Origin of the sequence: Candidatus Proelusimicrobium excrementi (genome assembly GCF_937881865.1) — a bacterium.
Classification (GTDB): Bacteria; Elusimicrobiota; Elusimicrobia; order Elusimicrobiales; family Elusimicrobiaceae; genus Proelusimicrobium; species Proelusimicrobium excrementi.
Genome location: NZ_CALGEO010000067.1, coordinates 1 through 3,324, shown reverse-complemented (window position 1 = coordinate 3,324; position 3,324 = coordinate 1). Strand labels below are relative to the sequence as shown.

General features: G+C 44.6%; 3 protein-coding genes. 1 reads left to right on the top strand and 2 read right to left on the bottom strand.

The window, feature by feature from the left end; all coding sequences use genetic code 11:
- A partial coding sequence (locus ACQY26_RS03280) for a hypothetical protein (protein ID WP_428047666.1) occupies positions 1 to 1,655 on the bottom strand: 1,655 nt, incomplete at its 3' end.
- 168 nt (positions 1,656 to 1,823) lie between these two features.
- Between ACQY26_RS03280 and ACQY26_RS03275 the strand changes: the two genes are divergently transcribed.
- Positions 1,824 to 2,678, top strand: coding sequence for a M15 family metallopeptidase (locus tag ACQY26_RS03275; RefSeq protein WP_428047664.1), 855 nt, complete (start codon positions 1,824 to 1,826; stop codon positions 2,676 to 2,678).
- 166 nt (positions 2,679 to 2,844) lie between these two features.
- Here ACQY26_RS03275 and ACQY26_RS03270 read toward each other — a convergent pair.
- Positions 2,845 to 3,324, bottom strand: a 480-nt coding sequence (locus ACQY26_RS03270) for a hypothetical protein (RefSeq protein ID WP_428047663.1), incomplete at its 5' end; no start/stop codon positions are given.

Sequence of the window (3,324 nt, the reverse complement as noted above, 5' to 3'; positions counted from 1 at the left end):
ATATCAGAATATTCAAAACGTGTAACTAAATCATGAACATACTTTCCAGCAAGTACAATTTTTTGAACGCATTTATTATTTAAAAGTTCAAGTATTTTCCTGTAATCTCCGCGGAAACTGTACCCTAAAATATCTCTTATTATCGTGTTGGAAGAATAAGGTATGCCTTGGTGAGTCAAATACTCTTTAAAACGCTTCACAAAATCCCTAGACATTGACACGCGCCCGTCCAAATCATTAAGGCGGATATCACCGCAAGGGTCATTAGGCTGAGGTGTTTGCTTACACGTTGCGGTATTTGCCGCGGTTGCTTCCCTTGCGCCGTACTTTACAAAATCTCTTTCCCACGCGACTGACGCACAGTTTAAAGTACACTCGGCTGTTTCATTGTTTATGGGGAATTCCTCCACCGCAGGGGCAGTTTCTTCCAGGCTTGATACATAAGAGTCAAAATTCCTCATCAAATTTTGCATAGGCGTGGGATAAACGTAAGCATCATTTAAAGCATAGATAAAGACCCCGAATCCCGCCGCACCTGCGGCCGCCCCGCCTTCGGCGGCGTAAGGCAGAGCAAGAACCATTGCCCCCGCCAAATATGAGGCTCCGTTTCCCCCTCCCGAACATCTAAGGAAATTAGCGGCATTGGCAAACATATCCTCGCCGGAGCCAAGCTCATAAACGCGCGCCAAATCGCTTACCACCGCGACATAAAGGAGCTTTTCATTTTCTTTGTTAATGTCAAGACCGCATACGGCTTTGCCAAGCACTTTGGCGATATGCGCGCGATGTTCATTCCTGAGCCAAAATTTACCGGCCGGGGAATTGTCAATTTCTTCGCCGGTTGAAGCGTTCAATCTGTCGGCGGAGTAAAGAGCAACGGCCCTCGCGGCGGAAAAGCGTATGACTTCGTCATAAGAAGAACCGGTATACTTATAAATTTCGTTCAAACCTTGCTCGGGGCCGCCGCCGGGCAAACTTTCGGCGTAAAGCATAAAAGCCGAAGTTATGAAAGAAGGCGTTATATCTGTATGGTCGGCGGCGAGTTTCGCTATAAATTTGCTTATGTCCTTTCTATTTTTAACCGCGTCATATATCTTAAGCAAAGCGTTTTTTTCTTCCTGATCTCTTGATTTTCCCAAAGGAATATTTTCAACCAAAGATAAATAATAGGCGGCTTCTCTTTCTTCAGTGTCCGCTTGCTGTTCCTGACGCTGTTGTTCAAGAGCGGAAGTCAGCCTTTCGCCGTCGGGGTTGTTCCTTTTCTTATTACAATCCACTCTCCTGCCGCGCCTGTCAAAACATACTGTGCTTATCTGCCCGCCGTAAGAATGGGCAATCGCGTTGACGCTGTTTACAAATTTTTCCGCTTCGCCAGCATCTTGGGCAAAATATGTTTCCATTTTGCTCATGTGATATCGAACTATGCTTTCCCAAAAGTTATGTTCCGGCTTTAAAGACTTATTCCCTTTTATGCACGAAAATATTTTTGCGTAACGCGAATGCAACTGCCATATATTGCCGCTTTTCCATCTGGAATCCCTGTGGTTGTTTTTCATTTGTTGTACGTCGGTGCAGGTAAAAGCCGGCGCGGCCGAGGCGAAATTCGGCAGCAATAAAGCAAAAGATAAAAACAGAGAGAATATTTTTACGTGCATAGGAGCCTCCGATAGGTTTGCCCTTAATATTGTATTCTTTTCCTTCCGGGCGGGCAAGGACCTTTGGGCCCAGGTTAAAAAAGGTCTTTTGTCCCATAAGAATAAAAAACGGCGCGGCAAATTAAAGCCTTGTTTAAAGAAGTGAAAAATATTATCATTTATGTAATTATGAAAAAGTATATCTTCTCCTTGGCTGCGTTTATAGTATTGTATATCGGCGCAATGTACTTTGTGCAGGAAAACACCTCTATCAAGCCGGCGGGACATACGCCCGCAAGAATGAGCGATTTCTTTGCCGAGCTTAAACGCCCGGTTCCTCAGCCTGTTACGCAGGCCGAGCAGGAACACAGGATGACGCCACAGGAAGAAGAAGCCCTTAAACTTAAAGCCGAGCAGGAACGCCTGGCTGCGGAAAAAGCCCAAGCCGAAGCCGCACGCTTAAAAGCCGAAGCGGAAAAACGCGACGCGCTTTTTGCCTCCAAGGGTTTAGTCAATATAGAAAGCCTTTCGGTAAAATTATTTTTAGATATCCGCTACGCTACGGAAAATAATTTTGCCGGGCAAAAAATGTATACATCCGATAAATGTTATCTGCAGCAAGACGTTGCCGAAGCCTTGGCTAAAGCCGCCCGCTACGCGGAAGAAGAGTCTTCTCCGTTTTATCTTTGCCTTTACGACTGTTACAGGCCGCTCTCCGCGCAAAAAACCATGTGGGATATACACCCGGTTCCGGGCCAAGTCGCAAACCCTAAAACAGGCTCAAACCACAACAGAGGAACCGCAGTTGATTTAGGCCCCTGCGACGCCAACGGCTACCCGCTTGAAACGCCTACGCAATTTGACGATTTTTCCGAACAGGCCTACGCTTACGCAAGAGAAGGCGTCAGCCAAACGGCCCAAGATAATCGCGCCGCCCTGCAAAAAGTAATGAGGAAAGCCGGTTTTACCACTATCAGGAAAGAGTGGTGGCATTTCAACTATAAAAACGCAAACAAATATCCCATAATCGATTTGGAATTTTAACTTCCTTTCCGGTTTACACTAATAGACAAAATATAAATAGGTCGGTTTTGCCTAAAAAAACGGCTCTAAAGCCGCTTTTGGCATAATATAATATCTTAAAAATAAGTACAGAAAAACCCCGGTTCGCTTAATGCAAACCGGGGCGGTTAGTTGAGAGGCTTATGCCTCAATATATTTTTGAACATGTATGATGTTTATAAGTAATAGTCCAATAATATTTATATGTTCCAGAGAGAGGATGTGCACGTTCACATAGCTTTACATCACAATCTGTAATAACTTCTATTCCCGTTTTACCTAATGCCGATACTTCGCCCTTAACAAACTGGTCACGGAACCTTTTACAATCGGCCATTGCACGATCCCTGCCATCATACCCATCAGGGCAAGTTGGCATATTCATTGTAGTTTTTTCAGACCATGAGCATTTAATGCATGCCTTCTCCGCAGAACTCCACTTGTTAGGAGATGCACATACACAACTTGTAGGCATCCATTCACTATAGCGCCATCCGCTGGCCGTATATTTATTCTGCGTTGCTCCGGCTGTCGAACAGCTTTCGGCATATGCAGCTATAATACAGGCAAAAACGCAAAATACACTAAAAAATATATTTCTAACCGTTTTATTTTTTGACATCTTTTT